This is a genomic window from Enterovirga aerilata (genome assembly GCF_013044135.1).
In the GTDB taxonomy this organism is placed as follows: Bacteria; Pseudomonadota; Alphaproteobacteria; order Rhizobiales; family Beijerinckiaceae; genus Enterovirga; species Enterovirga aerilata.
Genome location: NZ_JABEPP010000005.1, coordinates 136909 through 161469, shown reverse-complemented (window position 1 = coordinate 161469; position 24561 = coordinate 136909). Strand labels below are relative to the sequence as shown.

Annotated in this window: 14 protein-coding genes; 12 read left to right on the top strand and 2 right to left on the bottom strand. The window is 64.0% G+C overall.

What is annotated here, in order from left to right; genetic code table 11:
* Window positions 1-100: 100 nt before the first annotated feature.
* The 5 genes from HJG44_RS17870 to HJG44_RS17850 all read left to right on the top strand — a co-directional run bounded on the left by HJG44_RS17870 (window position 101) and on the right by HJG44_RS17850 (window position 12893).
* Window positions 101-301 (top strand): hypothetical protein, encoded by a 201-nt coding sequence (locus HJG44_RS17870; protein WP_171219699.1) that lies wholly within the window; start codon window positions 101-103, stop codon window positions 299-301.
* A gap of 387 nt (window positions 302-688) precedes the next feature.
* Window positions 689-7903 carry a cupredoxin domain-containing protein gene (locus HJG44_RS17865; protein WP_171219698.1) on the top strand — a complete coding sequence of 2405 codons (7215 nt, stop codon included), beginning with the start codon at window positions 689-691 and terminating at the stop codon, window positions 7901-7903.
* Window positions 7904-9716: 1813 nt separating this feature from the next.
* Window positions 9717-10310 (top strand): SCO family protein, encoded by a 594-nt coding sequence (locus HJG44_RS17860; RefSeq protein ID WP_246736340.1) that lies wholly within the window; start codon window positions 9717-9719, stop codon window positions 10308-10310.
* Window positions 10311-10552: 242 nt separating this feature from the next.
* A complete protein-coding gene (locus HJG44_RS17855; RefSeq protein ID WP_171219696.1) occupies window positions 10553-11575 on the top strand; it encodes a hypothetical protein in 1023 nt (340 codons plus the stop codon).
* Window positions 11576-11672: 97 nt separating this feature from the next.
* Window positions 11673-12893, top strand: coding sequence for an IS256 family transposase (locus HJG44_RS17850; protein ID WP_171219695.1), 1221 nt, complete (start codon window positions 11673-11675; stop codon window positions 12891-12893).
* Window positions 12894-13147: 254 nt separating this feature from the next.
* Here the strand turns inward: HJG44_RS17850 and HJG44_RS17845 are convergent.
* Window positions 13148-14298 (bottom strand): IS3 family transposase gene (locus HJG44_RS17845; RefSeq protein ID WP_171219694.1). Its coding sequence is split into 2 segments (ribosomal slippage): window positions 13148-14052 and window positions 14052-14298, totalling 1152 coding nucleotides; the frame shifts between segments, so codons are not numbered across the junction.
* 354 nt (window positions 14299-14652) lie between these two features.
* Complete coding sequence (locus HJG44_RS17840; protein ID WP_171219693.1) at window positions 14653-15039, bottom strand: hypothetical protein; 387 nt, start codon at window positions 15037-15039, stop codon at window positions 14653-14655.
* Between the two features lie 272 nt (window positions 15040-15311).
* On the opposite strand from HJG44_RS17840, the gene HJG44_RS17835 reads away from it, so the two are divergent.
* The 7 genes from HJG44_RS17835 to HJG44_RS17805 all read left to right on the top strand — a co-directional run bounded on the left by HJG44_RS17835 (window position 15312) and on the right by HJG44_RS17805 (window position 24401).
* Window positions 15312-15518, top strand: a complete 207-nt coding sequence (locus HJG44_RS17835; protein ID WP_171219692.1) for a hypothetical protein — start codon at window positions 15312-15314, stop codon at window positions 15516-15518.
* A gap of 23 nt (window positions 15519-15541) precedes the next feature.
* Window positions 15542-16387 (top strand): hypothetical protein, encoded by an 846-nt coding sequence (locus HJG44_RS17830; RefSeq protein WP_171219691.1) that lies wholly within the window; start codon window positions 15542-15544, stop codon window positions 16385-16387.
* Window positions 16388-16565: 178 nt separating this feature from the next.
* Window positions 16566-17708, top strand: coding sequence for a hypothetical protein (locus tag HJG44_RS17825; protein ID WP_171219690.1), 1143 nt, complete (start codon window positions 16566-16568; stop codon window positions 17706-17708).
* Between the two features lie 107 nt (window positions 17709-17815).
* Complete coding sequence (locus HJG44_RS17820; protein ID WP_171219689.1) at window positions 17816-18235, top strand: MerR family transcriptional regulator; 420 nt, start codon at window positions 17816-17818, stop codon at window positions 18233-18235.
* Window positions 18236-18959: 724 nt separating this feature from the next.
* Window positions 18960-19370, top strand: a complete 411-nt coding sequence (locus tag HJG44_RS23435) for a hypothetical protein (RefSeq protein ID WP_210261211.1) — start codon at window positions 18960-18962, stop codon at window positions 19368-19370.
* Window positions 19371-19845: 475 nt separating this feature from the next.
* A complete protein-coding gene (locus HJG44_RS17810; RefSeq protein ID WP_171219687.1) occupies window positions 19846-21144 on the top strand; it encodes an efflux RND transporter periplasmic adaptor subunit in 1299 nt (432 codons plus the stop codon).
* Between the two features lie 11 nt (window positions 21145-21155).
* Window positions 21156-24401, top strand: a complete 3246-nt coding sequence (locus HJG44_RS17805) for a CusA/CzcA family heavy metal efflux RND transporter (protein WP_171219686.1) — start codon at window positions 21156-21158, stop codon at window positions 24399-24401.
* Window positions 24402-24561 lie beyond the last annotated feature (160 nt).

Sequence of the window (24561 nt, the reverse complement as noted above, 5' to 3'; positions counted from 1 at the left end):
CCATGCGAGCGTGGGTTGGACGACGCTGCTCGACGTTAACGGACGGCGGCCGACCAGCCCCTCCACCGGCGTCGTGGCAGGGTTAGGTCGCAGACCATCTATGGCTGGCCTCGCGCTGTGGTGCCGGCGTGACCGGATTCAAATCTGCGAGGCCAAACCGGACGATGATGATGATAGCTTCATCGAGCCCAGAGAGAAAAAGCTCGTTCCAGTAGCCGGAATGCGAGCACTCGAACGCTTCTGCCACATCGCTCCGCTGCAGCTTACCGCGACCAATCTGAGTGCCGTCATCATCTCTTAATCCACCGAGTTCGTCTGCTTGGGCGTGCCAGTTTCGTAAATTTCAGCCAATGACGGGAGCCGGTTCTTCTTGTAAACTGCATCGGAGGATGCAGCACTAATTTGCTTAGATTTGCGAACCCTGCGGTCTCCGACCCTTCAACAATTCAACTCGGCTGCAATTTCGTACTTGTCAGGCGGAGTAAGGCGTTAGAAGCTGGCGATCTCTGGCTCGTGCGGGGGGAACGAGATGCGGTGTTTCTGGCCTGAGCGCTCAAGGAACATGTCGTCCTGCACAGGGCCGCTCAAGTTCCCGGGGTGTCGGTTTTCAGCTGCATCGCTGAACGTGGTCGCCGGCTTCGCTGGAGTATGCTCCCTCATCGCGCTGTCATCCCCGAGCGCGGCGGCAATGCAGCCGCCGTCCCGCCGCATCGTGCATGCGCACGTGGTCGCACTCGACCAACTCCTGGTCTATAACCGGTTCGGATCGTTCAATCCCTACGGCATGATTTTCGCGCTGAGGCGCGACGTGTCGGACCTCTCTACAAAAGGGGCGAGGAATGCGGACGAGTGCGCCCGCACGACCGGAACCGAGGCTGGCATCGGAGCCCTAAAGCCAGGGCACGTTCGGCTGAAGGATTGCAAGCGGGCTCGCCCGCTCGTCCTGAGAGGAAACGTCGGCGATATTCTCGAAATCACGCTAACCAACCTGCTTCGAGATAACCAACCGGATCTAACACGAAGCTGGTGTTCGTCCCCGCAGCCGGATGCTGGAACTCACCCAACCCGGGCTGACGAGCGCGCTGCTTTCGCCGAGCAATGTCGGGCACCACAGGAGGACGAGGCTGGCCTTAGCCAGGAGGAGCGCAAGGAGGGAGACGCAAACTGGCCGGCCACGAGGCGCGTGTCGCTGACGATACCTGGCTTAGAACCCATCGCGTCGGCAGGAGGTTCGATTCCGCCCGCATGCATCGGACTCTCCGCAATCGAGCCGGGTGGCAGCCAAACCTGCCGATTCCGGCTGGACCAGGAAGGAACGCATTTATTCTCCAGCCTGGCCGCGCCAGCGGGCGGCCAGGGCGACGGCGGCTCGCTTATGCACGGGCTGTTCGGCTCGATCATCGTCGAGGGAGAGGGAGCGCTTGCCCTTCGCAGCCAGGTCAGCAGCACCGCGTTTGATGCTGTCTGGAAGCGTCGGACCGATGAAGGCGCGGTTCGCCATTCCCGGCGAGAGAACGCCGTCTATGACATAGCGAGCACGGCGCCCGCGGCGTTCGACCACCGGGCCGGTGCATTTCCCTGCGCGGCGAAAGCCATGCCGATCCTGCTGATGGCACGTCCCTGCGGGAGAACCGAGAACATAGGCGGGACGACCTACGAGGTCGCAGAACTTGTCCACGGCGACCTCAACGCGATCATCGTTCCCGATCCCGGCCGCGAGCTTCCCCCCATTCCCGCGTCGCTGAAGGGGGAAGACCTCAGGACCGCGGCAAGGCTCGACAAAGAGGCGCGATCCCCGTTCAGGGAGTTTACGGTTGTCTTCCATGACGAGCTGAAGACCTTTTACGCGGACCCCTTCAAAGAACTCGACGAGTACGACCAGCTTTCTGCAAGCAGGGACGGTTTCGCGATCAACTACGGATCGTCCGGCGCCGGCGCGATTGTGCTCGCGAACCGCAAGGGGATCGGCCCGGCAGCAGGGTGTCCGGAATGTCTCTATGAAGAGTTCTTCTTGGAAAGCTGGGCAAACGGCGACCCCGCTCTGCTGGAGCATTATCCGGACGACCCCTCGAACGTTCACCACAGCTACTTGAACGACAAGGTCGTTTTCCGGAACCTTCACGCAGGAAAGGAAACCCACGTTTTCCACCTGCATACGCATCAATGGTTTGCCGGCAACGACGAGAACCGGGGCGCTTACCTCGACAGCCAGACGATAGCTCCACAACAGGGCTTTACCTATCGAATCTACCATGGCGGTCACGACAGGCACGGCACCGAAGCGGCTCCGCAGGGCGCGCGAAGCTGGTGGGAAGATGGAAAGGGCTCCGGCAATCGCAATCGCACGCCGGGCGACGCCATCTTTCACTGTCATCTTTACCCGCATTTCGCACAAGGCATGTGGGCGCTTTGGCGCGTGCACGATGTGCTTGAGGACGGAACCCGGGTGCTCCCGGACGGTCAGAAGGAGCCTCTTCAGTCCATCTCGCCGAACCCGAAGCCCAAAGAACGTCGTCTCGGGTCCGTGGACCCGGACGGACGCTGGAGTGGAGCGGGGATGGCGCATGGGACACCCGTTCCGGGGTTGATCCCTGTCCCGGGCGAAGCCGCCCCGCTTCTGCCAACCTATTCGACCGAGCCGGTAACCCCGGAAAACGCGGATGGCATGCCCGGCTATCCGTTCTACGTCGCAGGATTGGCCGGACATCGCGCTCCACAGCCGCCGCTGGACATGGCGCGTTCCGACGACGGTGGTGTCCTGGACGGGGGGCTGCCTCGTCACGTAGTGACCGACGGACTGTCGCTTCCGAGCGTGCTGACCGCGGCGGAGAAGGAGGCGATCAAGACGGATCCTTCCGGATTGGAAGCTCTGAGGCCGGTACTCGTGCCCCGCATGCTCGCGCTCGGCGACATGACCTCCGAATACGAGCATCTGAAACTACGGCTGTTGCCGCACGCGGGTACGCGCCTCGAACGCAACGCCATGGGGTTCCATCACGACGGCTTGAGACCCGGAGGGACCTTCGGCCCGCTTCCCTTGAAAACGGCTCTCGGCCACGACGTCGGGGCGCAAACCTTCGGCTCGTATCCATCGGTCTGGATGCCACCCCTGACGGGAGCTCCAAAGCCGGAAGCGCCGCGCTTCGGCGTGAACGGCGCTCCTCCGGCGCCCGGAGCGCCGTACGCTGACCCGTGCGGCGCGCCGAGTACGCTAGCGGGTACTCCCTTTCGTCGGTTCGTCACCTACCGAGCAGCCACAGAGAACACGTCCGAGCTGCGGGACACCTTTGAGGAAGCGAACCTGACCAAGGTCCCCGATCCCGCGCTCACCGATCATCCGGGGCGAGGCGACTACCGCAAGGACATGGAATACGTGCCGGACCCGGGCCTGATAGGTTTCAGGCGATACGACGTGTCGGCCGTGCAATTCGACATGACCGTGAACCGCGCCGGCTGGCACGATCCGCAGGCTCGGATCGCGGTGCTTACGTCGCAAGCAGACGCGTGGAAAGACGGGCGAAGCGCGCGGGCCGAGCCCTTCTTCTTCCGCGGCTTTTCTGGCGAGTGTATCGAGCTTCGACATACGAACGAGCTACCGAAAGATCTTGAGCTCGACGACTTTCAGCTCCGCGTCCCCACCGATACCATAGGACAGCACATTCACCTGGTTAAATTCGACGTCACCTCTGCTGACGGATCGGGCAATGGGTTCAACTACGAGGACGGAACGTTCGCGCCTGACGAGATTCTCGCCAGGATCTGCGCGGCGCGCGCGGATGACGGTGGCATCGACGCGGCCGGTTCCGAGGCACGGGTGGCGGAGCGCTCCGCCGAATGCGGGGAGTTCAAACGGGCGAAGGAGGAACTCGCAACCGCTCTGACCTCGGGCGACTCGTCTAAGATCGCCGCGGCGCGCAAGCGTGTTCGCGGGGCACAGCTCTGGTGGCGGAAAGGGTCCGACCGGTCGAACTACTTCCAAACGACCGTTCAGCGGTGGTTTGCCGATCCTATTTTGTCGAACACGGGGGATGGCCGCTCCGCGGACCGCACGCTCCGGACCGTTTTCACGCACGACCACTTCGGCCCCAGCAACATCCAGCAGCACGGCTACTACGCAGCCCTCCTGATCGAGCCGAGTGGCCATTCCGTCCAGCGCTTCGCGGGTCCGGAGCAGGCCAGCGCCGAGGTGCCTGGCAAGGTCGATCCTCCCGCTTCCCCGAAACTCGGAGAGCCTCTCAGCCCAGTCCTCGTCCGAGGTGATGGAAGGCTTGTGGGCGTGCGCGCCGTCGTGGAGGCGCTGAGCCGGCCGAAGCCGGGCGAAAGTGCTCTACCTGAAGCTGTTCACCCGAACAGTCGGGAGTTCGCGCTCGCCATCGCCGACTTCGCGCTCTTGTACGACGGCCGGGGACAGAGCCGGGAAGAGTTAGGAAGGGAACTTCCGTCTCGTGAAGGGAGCGGTTCGGACCCGAAGGGATTGGCTCGGCTCCTCTCGGAAGCGGAATGCTGGACGGACAGGGACACGCCGCCCCCAACGGGCTCCGACCGCGAGACAAACGAGCGTGTGCCCGCTCGCGAAGGAAAGCTTTGTGATCGCCCGAGCGGCGCGGCGGCCGCCGCGTCCAAGATGACCGCCCTCCAGAAGCTAGCTCCCGACCCGAAGCTCGCCGACAAGGTCGAAGACCTTCGTGAGCACACGTTCGAATGGAGGCGACGGCACGGGCGTCCGGTCGCCCGTCCGACACGCCCGGAAGCATTTAGCCAGAAGCACCACGACCCGTATCTCGTGAACTATCGGAACGAGCCGCTGCCTTTGCGGATCGGAACGAGAGATCCGAACGGGACCTCACCTCTGCCCTATGCGAACAATCCCTGCTCCTATTCGAGAACATCATCTCCTGACGGAGCGCTCCCGGACGACGAGCTTCGCCGAGCCTCTCAGGACGATCACGGGAACGTCCGTCATCAGCGCTCAGACGAGTTCGGGGAGATGTCCAATGCTTTCCGAAGCTTTTGGACCGGCGCGCGATCCGAAGGGCATGGAGACCCGTGCACGCCGCTGATCGAGGCATTCGCCCGCGAGCGCGTCCTCCTCCGGATGGTGCAAGGGGCGCAGGAGGTCCAACACACCTTCCACATCGAGGGCGTTTCCTTCCGGCGCAATATCGATCAAACCTTTCCGACAGCCCGGAATCACCTGGCTCGTCTCGCAACGGCGCCACGCTCACATTTTGAAAGGTGTCACGAGCACAGAGACGCTCGCGATGGCCGCCCGCGCGATCTCGTTGGAGCCAGGACGACGGCCGGTCCGAATGCTACGTTCTGGGCGAATTTCGAGGCGCTCGCGAGCCGGTGCGACAATCTGGTGGGCTACACGTCGGCCCAAGAGATCGGGATTTCCGAGCACTTCGAAGTCGGTGGGCGCTTCAGCGCCTCCAGCCCGGGCTCGTCCGACTACGGAACGGATCGCACCGCGAACTTCGTCGAGAGCTCCGGCCGCTTCGTGAACCCCGAGCGGGTGCTGCAGCCCTCGACGACGCAGCGTAGCCGAGAGGGTCGTCCCTGGGTGCAGGACGTTTTACGGAATCAGACCAACACCGGACCTTCGCTCACACGGGACACCATCCGCAAGCAGCGCCGGGTCGACGAGACGGATCTCCGGCAGGCATTGGATTACCTCTGGAGCTTCGGCTCACACGACGCGAAATGGAACGGAGCGTGGGGCCTACTCCGGATTTATGACCGCCCGACGTCGGCAGATCTGGGGTCGTGCCTCGCGGATCCGAGCCGGATCGATCTCTGCGCGCAGAACCGTTTCTCAAGCGTACAGGAGCGTCTGAGGCCACTCGCGAAGAATGTGGGCGGGGCGAGCTCCAGCGGCGACTCGGCGGCGCCGGGCGCAGCCGCGGTGACCGCCGTGCCGCTTGCCGCGGCCCCGCTCACAGCTACCTCTCAGCCGCTGGTCTGTCCCGCTTCTGCGCCGCAAGTGGAAACCATAATGGTGGCCGCGCGTGCGGGAGAGATCCTCGATCATGACCGGGGCGGCGTTCCCGGCGTTATCCGGACACCGGGCATGCCTTACGACAGCTCGACCGGGATCTACGATCCGGACGGCTTGCTGATCGTGTCGCTCCCCTTCGACCGCCTGCGGAGGGCGGTCGGCCTCCCTACGGCAGCGTCCTACTTCGACATCATAGATCAGCAGCGCCTCCCGGACCGAAGGACGATCCTCGACCTTCTTCGCGAAAAGTATCGTGGCGTGACCCGGCCGGAGCCGTACGTGCTCAAGGTGAATGCCGGAGACTGCGTCAACGTCCTCATGATCAATGCGCTGCGTCCCTCCTCGCGAGAGAGGGGGGACGGCGTCCGCAACATCCCAGGGGACGCGCTTCTGCCGAACATCGTGCCGCTTAATACGGACCCGCTGCAGACAGGCTCGCCCGGCCGGGGCGCTTGGTCGTCCAGCAGAGTGACATTCACCCTCCCGGCTTCTCTCACCACCCCGCGAAACGGCGTCCCGTTTCCATTCGGCGTCAACCAAGCGCCCTCCTTGTTTCCGGAGGCAACCGCTCCGCGAGGAGATTGGGACCGGTGCTCGCGTCCGGGCACAGCCGGATGTCTGCCCAGACACTCGTGGGTGACGCAAACGTTCTTTGCGGGAGCGCTTTCGGTGGATGCGGACGAACTGAAGAAGATGTTCGAGCCGTCCTGGCCGCAGGCTCAACCACTTCCGGCACCGCTCTCCGGCGTTTCCGTGCGCAATCGTGGTGCTGGCGGTTGTGGCACCGACCGGGAGTTCGCGATCCTGACGGTTCTTTTCTGTGCCGTTCACGGAGCCACCCCGCTCGACTTCGCCGACGATGCCGATGGCGAGGCCGCCCAGAACGCCGATGAGGTAGCGAGGCGCCTTGCGGATTATCTGAGACCGCGGCAACCATCATTCCTGATCGCTAAGCCCTACGCCGCCGGCAACCTCCCCATCCGGGTTGCCGGGGACATTCTCGGTCATGCCGCTCACGGTCTCCTAGGGAGCCTCGTTGTCGAAGCGGAGCATGCGACCTACCCGGGCCGTCCAGTGCGAGGCTTGGGCAACAATGGCGAGGGGCCGTTCCAAGTCTCGGCGACGACGGCGAGCCGGTCCGGTGAGATCGTGGACATACCGGCCATCCCGGCGGCCTGTCCTGGCGAGAGTCCGTGCGCTCCTCTGGTCAGAGCGACGCGCCTACGCGAGCACTCGCTCGTTTACCAAGACGGGGTGAATCTCTGGAGCAGGTATTGGAGGCGGCACGGCCAGAGGGGAAGACCTGTCGAGTGGAGCTATGACGAGGGTAAGGACAAGCCTTGGGACCGCTCCAAGCCGCCCGGACCACAAGGCTTCCTGGGGCATCCTCTTGGGGATTGTCCCGCGCCCTGCGACGACTCGTACGATCAGGGCGAGAAGGCCGTCAGCTACCGTTCCGCCGCGCTGGCGCGCAGGTTGGCCGGGTACCGCAGCGCTCCTCTGGGTCTTGGGCTAGGACACTATGCAAAGGATCGGACCAACTTGAACGCTTACGAGTTCCCACGAAATTTCTTCTCTGCAGCGTTCAAACCGTTCGCGACGCCGACACTGGAAGCCCGCCCCGCCGAAGAGGTGGTCATACGGGTGGCTCACCCGTCGGGAAGGGCTCGCCAGAGAGTCTTCGTCACGCTGGGGACTTCCTATGCGGATATGCTGCCTGGGTTCGGATCGAACCACGCGGCTCTCGTTGCACCGGGAAAGGCAATAACAGCTTTCCTGTGCGCCCCTAGGCTCCCCGCCGACTTCCTTTACCGGGATGGGCCCCAGCACATCGTTGCGGGCGGAGTCGTTGGACAAATGCGCGTTCGGGCCGGTTCCGCCGAGGCGGCGCTATGCGCTCCCTAGCGCTCTCCTGCATCGCATGTGTCTGCATCGCGTGGAGTAGCGGAAGCGGTGCTGAAGATAGCGAAGTTGCTGCTTTCGACACCGCAGGACTGTCCGTCACCGCCAAGCTCTCAGATCTCGACGGAAAGGAGCTGGACCAAGTGCCGGTCGGCCTGCCGTTTCGGGTTGAGATTGGGTTCGAGCCTACCGACGGCGGCGCCCTGCCGAAGGGGCTCAACCCAGTGGCATGGCTGAGGCCCGTTCGCAATCAAGACGCCTCATGCGCCAACGCGGCGCGGTCGCTTAGGGTAACCGGGCGATTTGCCCCCGATGACGTGCCGCTCTCGGGTTTGTCAGTCGTGTCGTTCGACGCGGACTACCGTGTAGCCGTGGTCGACCCTCACCGTCCCGCAAGCTCCCGCATCGTGTCCAACATCGTCTCGGTGGGGGAGGCGCCCGCCGGATGGACCGTTCACCCCGGGCTTGGAGAGCTCCTGATCTCGCGAGCGGCACACGGGGATCTTCTCGCCATTCCCCTTCCTTGGGGACGGCCGACAGTGCGCGCTCGCCAACTTGGGCGGGTCGGGGCCGTCGTTACCGCTCCGAACGGCCGCACTTGGATTGTGGCCGGGAATAGCCACCGCGCAGTTCTACTAGACAGGGCTGGCGTGACCATCACGGAAGCAAGTCTTGCTGCAGGCGATCTGACGTTGCTGGAAGGAGGTCCGACCCGCATCGTCGCGGCCGCCCCTGACGGTAGCGCGTTGGTCCTGGATCGCGCGACCGGAGCACACCTGGCGCGATATTCCGCCGGAAGTCTGTCCGGTCCCACCGCGGCCACTCCAGATGCAGTGTTGACGACTGTCAACGGTTCACTTGCCCGGCGCTATTACGACGACCCGCTGAACTCATCCGATCTCGATGTGCCCGGGACACCTGTCTCACTGTCAGTCGATGGGAATGGACGCTGGGCGGTCGTGTCCTCCCGAGCGACCTCTGGCGCGCACGAACTCAGCGTCGTTGACCTCACCTTCGGGCGCCGAGTCTACGGTTCCTCGGCTCCCGAGCCATTTGACGAAGCCCTCGTCGTCGGTGATACCGCCTTTCTCACGTGGCGCACGAGGCCCGTCGTCACCGTGGTGGATCTCCGGTCCCTGCGGAGCGGGGACGCAGCGGTCCGGGACGTTAGGCTTGCCGAGATAAGTCGTGACCTCGCACAGAGGTCTGGTCCCCTCCTGGTGTCGCTCTCGCCGTTGGCCGCCGTGGCCGTTGTTCGTCCGGGAGGGCGCACGCTTCACACCGTAGTAGCCGGCGGGGGCGTGACGGCTGCTCCGGGTATCCAGTTGAAGGGCAGCATCCCAACGATGATTGCTGCGTACCCGCGCAGCCTCGTGGAAACTTCGGCCGGCACTTATGGAAGCACCGCCCGCATTCCTCAAGGCGGGCGGTGGGAGCTCGTTGCGACCACCGGGATCGGAGGCACGACGGCGTGCATACCTCTGCCAGTTGCGCCTAGCCTAGTTCGCCCGCCCGCTCCGGCTCTGGTGGGGTCCATTGCAGACCGCTTGCCCTCGGGAACGGTCGTCTCGCTGCACTTGCGCGACTGGCCTTGGGGGGAGCGGCCAAGATCAATCGCGGTGCGCGCAGCAGCGCTGGATGGAAGCGACGTCTTCGACGTTGAGCTGACTGAAGCCGAAGATGGGAGCTTTCGAACGCCTCCCATTCGAGCTCAGCCGACGACATACAGTTTCAGCTTGGTGGGGGCCGTTATCGCGCCCCGGCCGGCCGTTCTCGATTTCAGCGCAGCGCGAGAATCCAGGGCGGGAACACCGAAATGACATCAGCATGGGTAAGCCGAGCTTTCGCGGCTGCGCTTCATGTGACCGCTGCGGTCTTCTCCGGACTGCCGTCGCAGCCCGTCGCAGCCGGTCCGTTGTTCAGCCGTACATTTGGTGCGGCACCGGCTCCGGTCGACGCGAAGTTGAGAGACATCCACGGGCGGACGTGGGAGTTCAGGCGCAATGCCCTGGGCGGCACCGCTACCCTGGTTTCCTTCACCCTTGTGGGTTGCGTGAAGCTATGCCCCGTTTCCGACCATTACATGAACCTCGTTGAAGACCTTCTCCGGTCAAGCGGACGAGAGGCACGGCTGGTCACATTGACCATCAACCCCGATGATCGCTCGGAGGAGCTGAGGCGACATGTCGACCAGTTCGCCCCGGGCACGAACCGAGTCTTTCTCACGGGTGAAATCCTGGAGCTCGTGCCGCTTCTGGACAGCCTCGGAATGCCGGCGGGAACCACGGACGACCACCCCCTTTTCTTTCTCATATTCGACCGGAGCGGCAGGATGGTTCGCCGGATCAGCGAGGCCACAGCGTCACCCGAGTTGCTGCTTGACGCCGTTCTCGCGGCAGACCGGCCCTAAGCTTACCGCCCGCTGTGAACACGACGGAACCGTTAGCAATTGCGGCCGCGCTGACCTCGATGGTTCTCCTTGCTGCCTCCTCCGCCACGCCGGGTGGCGAGACAGCTTCAGCACTCTTCGTCGGTAACGCTCGGAGCCCAGTCAGCGCTTTCGTGGGATCGCAGGGGACTCATATTCCGGCCTCGGTCGTACCTTGCCGAAATTGTCACGGGAGGGATGGCAAGGGTGGCCGTGAGGGAGGGATGGTCGCGCCGGACATCTCGCGAAAGACCTTGGCGCTCCCGCTCGCCGACCGTCCCGCATACGATGCGACCACCTTCGCGGCGGCACTTCGATCAGGCGTCTCACCGTCGGGGCGGCCGCTCGCGCGACAGATGCCGCGCTACGGAGTCGACGAGGCCACCGCTGCGGAGATGTGGACATACCTGGACAGGTTGGAACTGGTTGAGCGCTCCGGGGTCCGGTCTAACACGGTGACGGTCGGTGTCGCCGAGAACTTCGATGCAGACCGCGTCTATGAGCTCGAACGAGCCCTCGCTCTAAGTGGCGGGACTGTACACGGTCGCCGGATCGTGCTCGCACGAGTCGACCCGCACGATAAGAGCACATGGCCCGGGATCGTGGCCGTGCTGTTCTCCCGGGACAACGACTGGATTTCGCCCGAGAGCCCGCCGTCATTGTTTCCATTGTCTCCGGTCGCGGGGACGGAGCGAGCAGACGAGGTGCGCGCCCTCGTGCCCCCTTTCGAAGATCAGCTCCGGGCGGTTGCTGCCGAGGCCCCGCGTTCGGCCCCTGTCGTAGCGGCACCGTCAGATCGGGCGACCTTGGGTAGCGCGCAGCTGCTCGGTGGCCGGGAGTTTCGCGGGCCCGAGCAGCTGGTGGAGTTGATGCCTGTTGCCATCGTCCTTGGATCGGACGCTTGGCGCATGGCCGCGCTTCATGGCCGCGCTCAGAGCCGCTTCTACGGACTGGGGCACGAGGCCTGTCCATTTCAGAGCCACCTCGCGCTCAAGGGCGCAAGCGTCAGCGTGACCAGGGCCGCATGCCTCCGCGATCTCAATGCTTCAAGCGCGGGTGACCGGGGAATGTCCGTAGCCGCTTCGGTCCTCACAACAGCCCTCGCCAAGGCGGGTCGGGATCTGACCCGCGGGTCGCTGATGCGCGGGTTTTCGAGCACGCGCTACGATGGCAACCATTGGGCCAGACTCGACTACACGCGCTATCCAGTGACAGGGACCCGGGCCGTCGAGTGGGTCCATCAGTGACGCCCGTTCGAGAGCTGCCCCTCCGGAAAGATCGGACCGCGCGGGGACTGTCAGGATTTTCGTGTGCGGGCGGCCATAGTGGACCTGGAGGTTCCCCATGGCTCGACGCAAAGCTCCGCGCATCCCTGACGCCCTTCTCGACCAGTTGCTGGCGGGCGCCGATCCGAAGACGGCCTTCGATGCGAACGGGCTTCTCGACGATCTGAAGAAGGCCTTGGCCGAACGAGCTCTGAACGCCGAGATGGACCACCACTTGGCGGAGGACGAGACCGGCAACAGCCGCAACGGCTATGGTCGCAAGACGGTGACGACCGAGACCGGCCGGATCGACCTGGCGATCCCGCGTGACCGGCAGGCCACGTTCGACCCGCAGCTCATCGCCAAGTACCAGCGCCGCTTCCCGGGCTTCGACGACAAGATCGTGTCGATGTACGCCCGCGGCATGAGCGCCCGCGAGATCGTCGGGCACCTGCGCGAGCTCTACGGCATCGACGTCTCGCCCGATCTCGTCAGCGCGGTCACGGATGCGGTGCTCGACGAGATCGCCGCCTGGCAGGCGCGGCCCCTGGAGCCGGTCTACCCGCTCGTCTTCTTCGACGCCCTCAGGGTCAAGGTGCGGGACGAGGGCATCGTCCGCAACAAGGCGGTCCACATCGCGCTCGGCGTCCGGGCCGACGGGGCCAAAGAGATCCTGGGCCTCTGGCTCGAACAGAGCGAAGGCGCCAAGTTCTGGCTCCGCGTCATGAACGAGCTCAGGAACCGCGGCGTCGAGGATATCCTGCTCGCCGTCGTCGACGGTCTGAAGGGCTTCCCGGATGCGATCACGGCCGTGTTCCCCGAGACGGCGGTGCAGACCTGCATCGTCCATCTCCTGCGCCACAGCCTGGACTTCGTCTCCTACAAGGACAGGAAGCCCGTCGCGGCCGCCCTGAAGGGCATCTACCGGGCGCTCGACGCCGAAGCCGGCCGGGCCGCGCTCGCAGCATTCGAGGAGGGCCTCTGGGGCCGGCGCTACCCGGCCATCGGCCAGAGCTGGCGGCGCGCCTGGAACGAGGTCGTGCCGTTCTATGCCTTCCACGCGGACGTGCGCCGCATCCTCTACACCACAAACGCAATCGAGGCCCTGAACGCCAAGCTGCGCCGCGCCGTCCGGGCCAGGGGCCACTTCCCAACCGACGACGCAGCCATGAAGCTGCTCTTCCTGGTCTTGAATCGAGCCGAGAAGGACTGGAAAATGCCGCCCCGTGAATGGTGCATGGCCAAGGCGCAGTTTGCCGTGCTCTTCGGCCAGCGCTTCACAAGGGCCATGGCGGCCTGATGTTCAACCCGCCGTTCGCACACGAAAATCCTGACAATCCCGACCGCGCTCAAGCTCGTCTCGCACGTCAAGGAAACGACGTTTCTGCCACCAGGACCGCTCCCTCCTGTTCCGGCCGCCTTCAACATCTTCAAGATTGCGATCCGTAGGGCAGCGAAGGGCACTAAGCGGTGAGTGGGGAGCCTCAATGGTTAGTCGGGCTGCGGAGATCGGGACTATCGACTTGGCCTGCTGCCGGTTTGGTGGGCACCATCCTAAGCTAATTTGGCTCTGTTCTCGAACTCGACAGGGCTGAGGTAGCCGAGCGTCGAGTGCCGTCTGGCAGCATTGTAGAAGCGCTCGGTGTAGTCGAACACATCCGCCCGCGCCTCGTCCCGCGTGCGATAGGTTCGCCGGGCCGTGCGCTCGGTCTTCAGCGACGAGAAGAAGCTCTCCATCGCCGCGTTGTCCCACACGTTGCCCGACCGGCTCATCGAGCACACGATGCCGTGCTCGACCATCAGCCGTTGGAACGGCTCGCTGGTGTATTGGCTGCCCTGGTCGGAGTGGTGCAGCAACGCATCGGGCTTGCCCCTGCGCCAGACCGCCATGACGAGCGCATCCGCCACGAGCTGGGCCGTCATGCTCGCCTGCATCGACCAGCCCACGACGCGCCGCGAGAACAGGTCGATCACGGCAGCCACGTAGAGCCAGCCTTCTGCCGTCCAGATGTAGGTGAAGTCGGCGATCCACTTCCGGTTCGGACCGTCAGCTTCGAACTGCCGCTCCAGCAGGTTGGCGGCAGCGGCCGCCCGCACACCCTCGTCCTTCGGTAGCCCACGTCGCCGTCGCGGACGCGCCCGCATGGCATTCTCGCGCATGATCCGCTCGATGCGATGCAGACCGCACATGACGCCTTCGGCCAGCACGTCGTGCCAGACTCGCCGCGCACCGTAGGTGCGGTCGCTGCCGACGAAGCTGGTGCGCACCTTCGTCAGGATGGCGTCATCATCACGCGAGCGCCCGCTGGGCAACCGAGTGAGCCAAGCATGGAAGCCCGAGCGAGAAACGTTCAGGACCGAGCACATCCAGGCGACCGGCCAGACGGTTCGATGCTTGGCAATGAACGCGAACCTCACAGCGCGTCCCGCGCGAAGAAGGCGGTGGCCTTTTTTAAGATGTCACGCTCCGCCCGCAGCCGGACGACCTCCTTCCGAAGCCGGTCAATCTCAGCCTGCTCCGGCTTCATCTGGCCAGGACCAGGAAACGCCTGGCCGGGATCGGACGAGAACTCCTTCACCCATTTGCGCAGGACATTCTCGTAGACATCCAGATCGCGGGCAGCCTGGGCAGCCGAGACGCCTCGGTCCTTGATCAGCCGAACCGCCTCAATCTTGAACTCACGTCCGAACTTGCGACGCTGCATCCTGCACCTCCGGTTCCATCATCACACCCAAACCCGGTGTCCATGAAACCGGCAGCAGGCCAACTTTCATCACTGGAACGCGATGACCGGCGGCATCGAGGATCCTACTCCGGCTCGCCTCTCCCACCCTCGCCGAAGCCACGAAGGGCCTCAATGATCTCCAGCAAACAACAAAATCCACCTCAACCTGAATCCACGGACGGGATTGAGCCGGCCCCTCCCCAACTTCCGATGGCGCTAGACCACCATTCCTGACCGCTTCACCCTGCGATTCTCCTCTGAGGACCCCAGCCGCAGCCGCCGAGCTAACGACCTGTCGCCATTGCCATCGACAGTTTGCCTTCGAGAAGCGTTCTAGTTCAAACTCTGCTCAAGGATCTTTCGCGCGGTGATCACGCGGGACGCGTGTTCGTCGAAGTGCTTCGTGATAGCGAACGCGTGCGCATCGTCTTGAGAGATCGGGGGGCGAGCAGGCAGCGTGAGAACGTCAAGAGCACTCTTTACAGCATCAGACTTCCTGCTCGCATCGGCCTTCGCTTCGGTAACCTTGGCCTGCTGCACTGTCACCCCCACGAGCGCGCCGACACAAGCGAGACCGACAGATGCAAGTCCATTGAAGATGATCACTAGCCTTCCCCAAATTACCTCCGTTGTCGTCGGATCGGTGGCCTTGCCAAAGAGATAGTAAGCAGACAATAGGTACACGATTACACCTACGACCGCGACGACGAATTTTATCATTCTGAACCCTCCTGTTCAGACGGCACCAGTCCGACTACGAATTCGGCATTCAATCTCAATTCAGCTCAAGCTGTCGCTATTCTCAATTTAGACAACCTGCCATGGCCGAATCTTCCGTCAAGCGCAGCCCAATCGGAGTATCCGACTTGTAATCCACAGATGCATTTCCGCAACAAGAGTTCCGCTCGCGGTGCGCACGATCTGGTGGGAGTTGACATGAGATGCCGCACGGTACGTGCTTAGAGGGGCGGTGGCTGAGGAGGGGACGGGAAATGGCGGGATTAGGCGAGTTTTCCGAGAAAGAATCACTCAACTGCTATATCGACGAGAACGGCGAACTAGTTTGCGTACCGTTCGTGTCGTTCCGGGACGAAAAGGCGCTTGATGGCGCTCTTATACTCAATGGCCTCTCTGGCGAAGACAAGGAAGCGGTGCGGCAACTCCTTGAGCAAAGAGCGAAATCACAGAGTGGCGAGTAGCAGCCCGCGTTGGACTTAGCGTCATGCTCCGAGGCGCAATAATTGCCGCCTTTTCCGCTTCGTGCCTAACGATTGCCGGCTGTGGTGTGCAGGTCCCAAAGCTCGAAGAGCCCTGGGAGAGCCGAGAGATCGGCCTCAACCTTATCACGGCTATCAAAAAGAATATTCTTTGTGAGCTCGTTACTGCAGTTCAGTATGTAAACGGTCGAACTTTCAATCTGCAAAAGACCGGCCCTATCCTTGGGAACTATGGGGTTCAGTTTCAACTTGATCTGACTACGGACGAGTCGACCGAGCTTAACCCCGGGCTGACGTATACCCGAACTTTTTTGCATGGGCTCGTCTACGATAACCCCGTCGGGCAGTCATTTTCCATGTCCCTCGGAGGAAAGGCCAGATCTGCCGCGACGGCCCTACGTACTGTCTACGAATATTATGACTTGGATCGAATAGCGTTGAACGACCCAGCGGCTATCTGCAACGAACAGGGTCGACATGCTGGCTCGTCACTGCTGCTTCAGTCAGAGCTTGGGATACGGGACTTCCTGATCGGCGCGACTCGTTCCTCGACCCTCTATCGTTCTTCGGAAGCGCCCGCCAAGGGCGAATTCAAGAGGGGGTACTTCGTGTACAATACGAAGTTCGTCGTAGAGACCACAGGAAATGTGACGCCCACTTGGAAGCTGGTAGCGATCTCCGGTGATGGGTCCCCATTCCTTTCGACGAACAGGACAAGAACCCACGAGCTGACTTTGACATTCTCATCACACGATCCGGGGACGTTGCGCGGACCTAACGCCGTCGCCGTCCAGGCTCACTTCACGACGCAGCTCAAGGCAGCGCTCGACCGCTTCAACACCTCACGTTAGATCGCGAATAGCGGGGTCGGCAGGACGCCGCATCCGCTTTCGAAAACAAGCTTGAGGGGGCGTTCGACCGCTTGCATGCCATCAACGATGAATGCGCCGGCACTCCCCAGCCGTTCGTACATCCTTACTGGCGCCCGACCGGGTATGAATTCGAATGGCTAGACAACAGCGAGCGATAGTGGCCCCCGGTGCCCTGAAGGGCTACCTGCTTGAGGAAGTCGTCGCATTCCTGATCAGCAAGGCTGGATATCGCCTGCTCGTAGACCCAGAGGACGATCCCGTCGATTTGGATCGCATGGGCAATGGCCTGCAGGTGCGTGGGCGCGGAGGATTTCACCAAGCCGACGTTCTCGGAGAACTTTCCTGGGCCCCGGCGTTCGGCAACCCCATCCGGCTATTTATCGAGGCTAAGTGGCGGGGAGAGAGCCGATCTCGGGTCGGAATTCCCGAAGTCAGGCACGCGGTCGGGATCCTAGAGGATATAAACCATGCTCTGGTCACGGTCCGAGCGCGGCGAACGGAGGAAGCCCCAGAAGACGACGGCGACGACGTAAGAGCAGTTGGACGCGGGTTCTGTTACACTTATCGTTACGCTCTTTGTTCAACTTCGGGGTTCAGCGCTGGTGCGCAGGCTTACGCGCTTGCTCACCAGATCGCTCTTTTCGATCTGTCCCACGGTGAGTACGAGGACCTTCGGCTCGGCGTCGATGGGGCCGGGGATCAGGTACAAAGGTACCTGCAGGGGCTTCATGCCGGGCGCGATGACCGCGAGCCGGGTACCCGACGGAAGATGGTAGCGAGAGTTCGAGACACGTTGCGGCAGGAGCTATGGGGAGGGCACTTCCCGCATCACGATCCACAGTTCGTTCCGCTGCTTCGGCCTGCTATCAGCGCTGCGCAAGACATCGGTGAGCTGTTTGTAGGAGTCTCGGCTACGGGTTTTGTTCTGCTGCTAAAGGCTGACAGTCCCGAGCTGATGAACCAACACATGCTCGCGCCCCAGGACCCACAAGCTGCCTTTCACTTCGATGCCGAAGCGGATGCGGCTTCCAACTGGCGGGTTACGCTTTCGTCTCCTGGCATTGAGCGTTGCAAGTTGTACTTTACCCTGCCCGACGCGATGTTGCTGGCCCTTCAACAGAAGCGCGAAGCGGGGCGTAGAACAGCTGCCCTCTCGTTCAAGGAAGAGCATTTCTCAAGGCTGACGGTCTACAGGATCACCCCTGCAAAGAGTATGGTCTGCTCTCTCAAGCTTGATCGGAATTGGCTCGACCGTGCGCGGGCGAGGATCGAAGGAAGCGGGCCGCGAGTTCGGCCGTAGGCTGGATCCCATGCGCGCCCGCTCATGAGCTCGTTTGGGGCCAGCGACGCACTTTCGCTAACTACAAACCCGGACTAGAACCTCCAGGTGCTGGAGGCACGACCCTGATGGACATCTCCATCGGCGAGCTTTCTCGCCGCGCCGGAGTCAAGGTTCCGACCATTCGCTACTATGAGGGCATCGGGCTGATGCCGGAGACCTCGCGCACCGAGGGAAAGCAGCGTCGTTACGACGCGACACATGTGGCGCGCCTTAACTTCATCAGGCACGCACGCGAACTCGGCTTCGAAGTTGAGGCCATCCGTGAGCTGTTGGACATGTCTGGCCAGCCGGACACATCGTGCGAGGAAGCCGACCGGATTGCGCGACGGCACCTCGACGAGGTGGATCGAAGGATCGCTAAGTTGGAGGCTCTTCGGGGAGAGCTCACCCGCATGATCTCGGAATGCGGGCACGGGCGTGTGGCGGAGTGCCGCGTTATTCAAGTCCTCGCCGACCACGATCAATGTGCTCACGACCGACATTGAGCCCGTTTGACACGGAGAGGAAGGCGTTTCGGCACTCCGGCGATGCTTTCCTTGATGGAGAGGCATCCGTCACTATCCCCGCTGGGATGTTCTCCCGCATGCGCGACGCTCCGCTCGAATCATCTTCTTCGGCCTGACGCCTTTACCTTGACCCTCGCACCATTTGCGGGCTGACCCATTGCCGTGCTCTCCGATCAGCTTTAGCATCGGGACCGCATGATTCCGGTGCGCACCCCGTCCTCTGCCGGGCAGCCTCGCCTCTTGGCGATCCGCGTCCTGCTCCTGCTTCTGGTTGCCTGCCTGTCGCTAGGACCCGGCACAGCCGGGCACGCAGCTACGGCGGGCGACTTGCAGTTTGCCTCCGCCAGCTCGGACCGGGATCACAGCGGAGAACCGCAAGCGTTGCACGGGCACTGCTCTTGCTCGCACGAGCGACAGATGCTGGCACTAATTACCGTCCCAGCGCTGTCTCCGGAGGAGGTGAGCTACCGCTTGAGCCACGCCCCGGACCTCGTCGGTCGGACCTCATCACCGCCCTTGAAGCCGCCGCAAGCCTGAGAGCCGTCGGACCCGTCCCCCGTTTCGTCTCAGTGTCTTTGCGCGTCGCCGTAGTCGCACGCGCCAGCATCAAGGTACGACTATGTTCACCATTCTGACACTCTCGAACTCAACTGCGAAAAAGCCGCTTGCACCTCTAGCCGCTAGAGGTCGTAGAAGTCCTTTCATGGTGTCCTCGTCACGGGCCGGCTTGGCCGGCGCCCTCCTCTGTCTCGCCCTCGCCGGCGCGCCCGCCGCCGGCACAGCAAAGGACGGTCACGCTCATTCCGCCCCGAATGGAGGGCAGATTCAGCAGATCGGCTCTCTGGAAGGCGAGCTCTTGGTGAAGGGCTCGGACGTGATGCTCTTCCTCGTCGATGAGAAGGAGCAGAAGGTCGAGGCTTCGCCCTACGCCGCAACCGCCAGCGTGCTGGCGAAAGGCAACCAGCAGAAGACGGTCGAGCTCAAGCCGGCCGGCGATAATAAGCTCGCCGCAAAGATCGACTTTCCCGTCGACGGCAAGTTCCGCGCCTCGCTCACGCTGAAGAAGGGTCCGGCCGAAATCGGCAAGGCCCGCTACAATCTCGATACAAAGTAGTCATATAAGCCGCGAGCATGAGCCGGTTCGGACAACATTGGTGGAGCACGTCGCTCCAGGAGGCAGCCGCCTCCTGGCGGCGTGCGCTCGCCTTGTTGCTGTGCGCCGGGTTCCTGCTCGCGGCCATCCATCCGGCATTCGCGAGCGCACCCGCGTCTGCGGACCGCGCCGGCATCACCGCCCTGTCGGACGCGCCGCCAGATCCGTTCGGAGAGTCCGCGGGTGAGCCCCGCGGTCATTGCTGCCCCTGCCATCATCAGCCGGCAACCATGACCTTTACGGCCGTCGGTCCCAGCGCCGTCGTGAGCCCGGCCCCGATTGTCGTCGTCGCGGCCGCCAGGCCGTCCTGGCCGACCAGTCCACCCCCACGTCCGCCTCGAACCTGACCCGGGCCGGCTGAGCCGGCCCCTTGCGCGACGCAAGCCGCCTTGCGGCTTGCGCCGGCTTTTGCCGCGCATTCAGGTCAGGACGTTCCATGAAGAAGCTATTGTTGTGCCTCGCCCTCATCGGGCTGGGGCTGCTCGTGGGCACATTCGTGCCCAGCGTCTCGAATTCCATCCGCCAGGTCGCCGGCTTCGCCCTGCCGCCTCCCTCCAAAAGCGATGATGGACACGGCCACGGTGCCGGTGGCCACGCCGAGGGTGAGAAGGAAGGTCCCGAAGGCCACGTCGTTATGACGGCCGAGCAGATCGAGGCGGCAAAGATCGGCGTCGCCGAGGCCGCTGGTGGAGCGCTCGCCCGCAAGCTCACCGTACCAGGAACGGTGACGACGGATGCGGACCGCGTGGCACGGATCGCCGGCAAGGTCGTCGGCACAGTTGCCGAGATGCGTAAGCGTCTGGGGGAGACGGTCGCCAAGGGCGAGGTCGTCGCCGTGCTCGACAGCCGGGAGGTGGCCGAGGCGCGGAGCGAGTTCTTCGCCGCGCGGACGAATCTCGACCTGCAGCAGACGCTGTTCGAACGCGAACAGGCCCTTTGGGACAAGCGCATCTCTGCCGAGCAGCAGTTCCTGCGCGCCAGGCAGACCTTCACAGAGGCGCAGCTTCGGGTCGAGCTCGCCTCGCAGAAGCTGCAGGCGCTCGGGTTCTCAGAGGCTGACATCGAGCAGCTTGCGACCCGCTACGCCCCCGTTCGAACGGCGGCGGCCGGCTCAGGCGCGCCAGTCGCACGGACGATGTCCAACCTGCAGAAGTATGAGATCCGCTCGCCAATCGCGGGCCGGGTGATCGAGCGGCTGGTCGATCTCGGATCGCCCGTCGGCGGCGAGAGCGAGGCTAAGGAGCTCTACGTCGTGGCCGACCTCTCGTCAGTCTGGATCGACCTCGCCGTCCCGAGCGGTGACCTTCTCGCGATCCGGGAAGGGCAGGATGTTTCGATCTCGGCCGGAAACGGGTCGGAGCCGTCGAAGGGCCGAATCGTCTTCGTCAGCCCGATCCTGAACCAGGAGACCCGCTCGGCGCGCGTAATCGCGGCGGTCGACAACAAGGACATGACCTGGCGGCCTGGGTCCTACGTGACGGCGCAGGTCCTCGTCTCGGAAGAGCCGGTCGACATAAAGGTGCCGCGGACCGCCTTGCAGGCCATCGGCGGCGAGCAGGTCGTGTTCGTCCGCAACGAGAAGGGATTCGAAAAGCGCGAGGTCGTGCTCGGCAAGGCGGACGACACCTCCGTCGAGGTCGTCTTCGGCCTGGATCCCGGCGAGAAGATCGCGGCCACGAACTCCTTCGTCCTCAAGGCGGAACTCGGCAAAGCCGAGGCCGAGCACGTGCACTGAGGAGCGGGACAGTGATCAGCCGCATCCTCGACTTCTCGGTGCGCCAGCGTTGGCTGGTGCTCCTCGTGTCGCTCGTCGCCTGCGCCGTCGGCGTATGGTCGCTGACGAAGCTCCCCATCGACGCCGTCCCGGACATCACGAACAACCAGGTCCAGATCAACGCCGTCGTGCCCTCGCTGTCGCCCTACGACGTCGAGAAGCAGGTGACCTATCCGATGGAGACGGCGCTCGCCGGCATCCCGGGGCTCGAATACACCCGCTCGCTCTCCCGCAACGGGTTCGCTCAGGTGACCGCCGTCTTCTCCGAGAAGACGGACCTCTACTTCGCGCGCCAGCAGGTTAACGAGCGCCTGTCCGAGGCCAAGGCGAGCCTCCCGCCCGGCGCTGAGGTCCATATGGGGCCGATCTCGACCGGGCTCGGCGAGATCTACATGTGGACGGTCCACTTCAAAGAGCCCGGCGACGGCCGTCCCGTGAAGGACGGCCAACCCGGTTGGCAATCGGACGGCAGCTATCTCACGCCGGAAGGCCAATGGCTCCGTTCGGACTTCGAGCGAGCGGCCTACCTTCGGACCGTGCAGGACTGGATCATCGGCCCGCAGCTGCGGACGGTGCCGGGCATCGCCGGCGTCGACGTGATCGGCGGCTATAAGAAGCAGTACCACGTCCAGCCCGATCCGGCGAAGCTCATTGGGCTCGGGCTCTCGTTCAAGGACGTCGCCGAGGCGGTCGAGACCAACAACCAGAACCGCGGCGCCGGATATCTGGAGCGGAACGGCGAAGGCTATGTCGTGCGCTCGGCCGGACGCCTGGAGAGCGTCGACGAGATCGGCAACGTCGTCGTCGCGACGCGAGGGGGCGTGCCGGTCCGGGTCAAGGACGTCGCGAGCGTGTCCATCGGGCGCGAGCTCCGCACCGGCTCCGCCTCGGAGAACGGCAAGGAAGCCGTGGTCGGGACCGCCCTGATGCTGATCGGCGGCAACAGCCGCGAAGTCGCGGCGGCCGTCGACGCCCGGATGAAGGAGATCGCGCGCTCGCTACCGCCGAGCGTGGAGGCCAAGACGGTGCTGAACCGCACCCAGCTGGTCGAGGCGACGGTGCGAACGGTGGCGAAGAACCTGGCCGAGGGCGCGCTCCTCGTCATCGCTGTCCTCTTCCTGCTGCTCGGCAATATCCGGGCGGCCGTGATCACCGCCCTCGTCATCCCGGTCGCCATGCTCATGACCATGACCGGGATGGTGCAGGGCCGGATCAGCGCGAACCTGATGTCGCTCGGCGCGCTCGATTTCGGGCTCATCGTCGACGGGGCGGTGATCATCGCCGAGAACTCGCTCCGCCATCTCGCCGAGAAGCAGCACGAGCTCGGCCGCAAGCTGAGCCTGGAGGAGCGACTCGCGACTGTGCGGCGCTCGGCAGAGGAAATGGTGAAGCCCTCCGTCTACGGGCAGGCCATCATCATCCTCGTCTACGTGCCGCTCCTCACCTTCACGGGCGTCGAGGGCAAGATGTTTGCCCCCATGGCGCTGACCGTGATCATCGCGCTCGCGGCTGCCTTCGTCCTCTCCCTCACCTTCGTGCCCGCGCTGATCGCCATCGTGATCACGGGCAAGGTGCAGGAGAAGGATGTCTTCCTCGTCCGCTGGCTCAAGGCCGCCTACCGGCCGGCGCTTCATGGCGCCGTGCGGCACCCTACCGTAGTCGTCACCGGCGCCGTGCTGCTGTTCCTCGCGAGCGGTTTGCTGTTCATGCGCCTCGGCCAGGAGTTCATCCCGCAGCTCGACGAGAAGAACATCGCCATGCACGCGATGCGCATTCCGTCGACGTCCCTGACGCAGTCGCAGGAGATGCAGCTCGCGGTCGAGAAGGCCGTGAGCTCGTTCCCGCAGGTCGCGTTCGTGTTCGCCAAGACCGGCACGGCCGAAGTCGCGGCGGATCCGATGCCGGTGAACGTGTCGGACACCTTCATCATCCTCAAGCCGCAGGAAGAATGGCCAGACCCGTCGCTGTCCAAGGACGCGCTTATCGCCGAGATCCAGGCGAAGGTCGGCAAGCTCGCGGGCAACAACTACGAGTTCACGCAGCCGATCCAGATGCGTTTCAACGAGCTCCTCGCGGGGACGCGCGGCGACCTCGCCGTCAAGGTCTTCGGCGAGGAGTTCTCGACCATGCTGCCGGCCGCGAACCAGGTCGCGACGGCCCTCCGGTCCGTTCAGGGCGCGCAGGATGTCCGGGTGGAGCAGGTCACCGGCCTGCCGTTCCTGGAAATCGGCATCGACAAGGCGGAGATCGCGCGGCTCGGGCTCAGCCACTTCGCCGTGCAGGACGTGGTCGGGGCCGCCATCGGCGGGCGTGAGGCGGGCGTGCTCTTCGAGGGCGACCGGCGCTTCGAGATCGTCGTCCGGTTGCCCGATGCCGTTCGCGACGACCTGGAGGCTCTGAAGAACCTGCCCGTGCCGCTGCCGGCCGGAGCGTCCGGCAAGGCCGCCTCCGTGCCGCTGAAGCAGGTGGCGAGCTTCTCGTTCTCCGAGGGCCCGAACCAGATCAGCCGCGAGAACGGCAAGCGTCGCATCGTCGTGACGGCGAACGTCCGCGGACGGGACATCGCGTCCGTGGTCGCCGAGGCGCAAGGGAAGGTCTCGTCCTCCGTGACTCTGCCTCCAGGCGCCTGGATCACCTGGGGTGGGCAGTTCGAGAACCTCGCGGCGGCGCGCCAACGCCTCATGATCGTGGTCCCGGGCTGCTTCTTCCTGATCTTCCTGCTGCTCTACCAGGCGCTCGGCTCGCCCAAGGACGCGTTGCTCGTCTTCAGCGCCGTTCCACTCGCGCTGACAGGCGGTATCGCTGCCCTGTGGCTGCGTGGCATGCCGTTCTCGGTCTCGGCCGCCGTTGGCTTCATCGCGTTGTCCGGCGTCGCGGTCCTGAACGGCCTCGTCATGCTGACCTTCGTCCGGCAGCTGATCGATGAGGGCCGGCCCAAGCTCGACGCGATCCTCGAAGGCGCGATGACCCGGCTCCGGCCCGTGGCCATGACGGCGCTGGTGGCCTCACTCGGCTTCGTCCCGATGGCTCTCGCGACCGGCACCGGTGCCGAGGTGCAGAAGCCGCTCGCGACCGTCGTCATCGGCGGCCTGATTACGGCAACCTTGCTCACGCTCCTCGTGCTCCCTGCCCTCTACGCCCTGTTCGGGACAGGCCAGGCGGAGAAGGCGAGCGAGGCTGAACCCGAGTTCCGCCCCCTCCGGATGGCAGCCGAGTGAGGAGCGACCGATGATCTCTCGAAGGGCTCTCCTTCTGGCGTGCTTGCCTGTGCTCTCGTCCACCCTGGCCGCCGCGGAGCGCCCGCCCGTCCGGACGGAACGCGGAACGTGCATTCCTGGCCCACACGAGCCTGGACGGACCGCCAGACTCCCGGGTGCA